Below are 1,537 nucleotides of genomic sequence, written 5' to 3' on the forward strand. Positions count from 1 at the left end.
GCACTGTCCGCGACCTCGGTGACCACCGTCGCCCCCGTGCGCGACGGCGGCGGCCATCGCGGCGTCCGCGTCGGGGACGTAGACCCGCAGGAGCGCCGGCATCACGGGCCAGTCGGCCCGCCGGTCGAAGGCCAGCACGACCGTATCGCCGACCCGGATCTCCCCGTGCCCGATGCTCCCGTCCGCGACGGCCACCCGGGCGAGCTCCTCGCCCCCGAACCCCGCGGTGGCGATAGGGCCGATCTAGGCCAGGACCCGTCCCAGTACGGCGCCCGCCTCCCGGCGATGTTGCGCACCCCGGAATCATTTCCTCCGCAAGGGTTGACGCGGGCGTCCGGTCGGACGGATCGTGATCGCCTCAGCTACGTGAGCGCTGGAGGTCCCGTGAGCAAGCTCCGCACGACGGCGATGACCCTGCCGAACCGCACCGCCGTCCGCACGACGCCGGAGCGACCCCGGACGGAGCTGAGCAACGAGGAGCTTCTCGAGCGGTACCCCGCCGTCGCCGAGATCATGGCCCGCTGGAACCTCGAGCGGATGAGCGACACCGAGATCTGACCGGTCCGCGTCCTCGGGGAACCAGGGTGCGCGGTCTCCTCGGGCGGGGCCGGTGTGCGGTGGTGGTTACGCGGGGCGGTCCTTGAGGGCCGTGATCAGGGCGTGGGCTGCGGCGGGCGGCATCAGGTTGATGCCGCTGAGGGCCGTGGGGGTGGCGGGGACGGCGGTGAGTTCGTACGTGCCGCGGTCGGTGTGGGTGAACTCGCCGGGGCGGCGGGCGTCGAAGTCCCATCCGGTGAGGGTGGCGAGGTAGAACCGCTCCTCGCCGGTGCCGTCGGTGGTGCGGTCGGTGTGGAGGAGCCGCTGGACGGTGACGCCGTGTCCGGCGATCTCCTCGCGGATCTCACGGGTGAGCGCGGCCCGGTCGTCGGTGTCCTCGGGTTCGATGCCGCCGCCGATGAACACGTGGTAGGGGTCGGTGCCGGGGCGGGTCCGGCGGATGAACAGGAGTTCGGAGGCGGGGGTGAGCAGGGCTGCGCGTACGCGGTCGGTCACGTGAACGTCTCCTGGATTGCCGTGGGTTGGGTGTTCATGATGATCGCATCGCGGATCTCGGCTGGTGAAGGGTGGAGTTCCCCTTCGCCGGGGACTGGTGTGGTCGGTGCCGCCGGTCCGGGCGGTGCTTGCCTTTGTGGGCGGGCGGGGTCAGAACGGCGGCTCCGGGCCGGACAGCAGGTCTGCGAGCCAGGCGGTGTACGCGGCCCGGCGGGGGCAGTCGGCGGCGGAGCGGGGCGTGGCCGGGCAGCCGTCGGGCCGGCAGTCGTCGGGCCGGGCGCCGAGCCCGTCGTCGGGCTGGGTGCCGTACCAGTCGGCGGGCCGGTCGCCGATTCGGTCGTCTGGCCTGGCGTCATGCAGGCCGTCGACAGCCCCGCCGTCGTGGGTGGCGTGGTCCGGGCGGGGGGCCCGGTGGGGTGTGAGGGCCGCTGAGATCTGGGTCAGGCGGCAGTCGGGCAGGGCGTCGCGGTTGGCCGGGTTGCGG

3 protein-coding genes and 1 pseudogene are annotated in these 1,537 nt (G+C 73.4%); 1 reads left to right on the forward strand and 3 read right to left on the reverse strand.

Annotation, left to right across the window (positions count from 1 at the left end; genetic code table 11):
- A pseudogene (locus AB0O29_RS35810) lies at positions 1-219 on the reverse strand (VOC family protein); the annotation flags it as partial.
- A gap of 165 nt (positions 220-384) precedes the next feature.
- Here AB0O29_RS35810 and AB0O29_RS35815 point away from each other — a divergent pair.
- Complete coding sequence (locus AB0O29_RS35815; protein WP_365160592.1) at positions 385-558, forward strand: hypothetical protein; 174 nt, start codon at positions 385-387, stop codon at positions 556-558.
- Positions 559-624: 66 nt separating this feature from the next.
- Here the strand turns inward: AB0O29_RS35815 and AB0O29_RS35820 are convergent, their stop codons facing one another.
- Positions 625-1,053, reverse strand: a complete 429-nt coding sequence (locus tag AB0O29_RS35820; RefSeq protein ID WP_365160595.1) for an NUDIX domain-containing protein — start codon at positions 1,051-1,053, stop codon at positions 625-627.
- A gap of 150 nt (positions 1,054-1,203) precedes the next feature.
- The coding region (locus AB0O29_RS35825; protein WP_365160598.1) for a hypothetical protein at positions 1,204-1,537 on the reverse strand (334 nt) is incomplete at its 5' end.

This window comes from Streptomyces sp. NPDC089915 (assembly GCF_040684675.1).
Classification (GTDB): domain Bacteria; phylum Actinomycetota; class Actinomycetes; order Streptomycetales; family Streptomycetaceae; genus Streptomyces.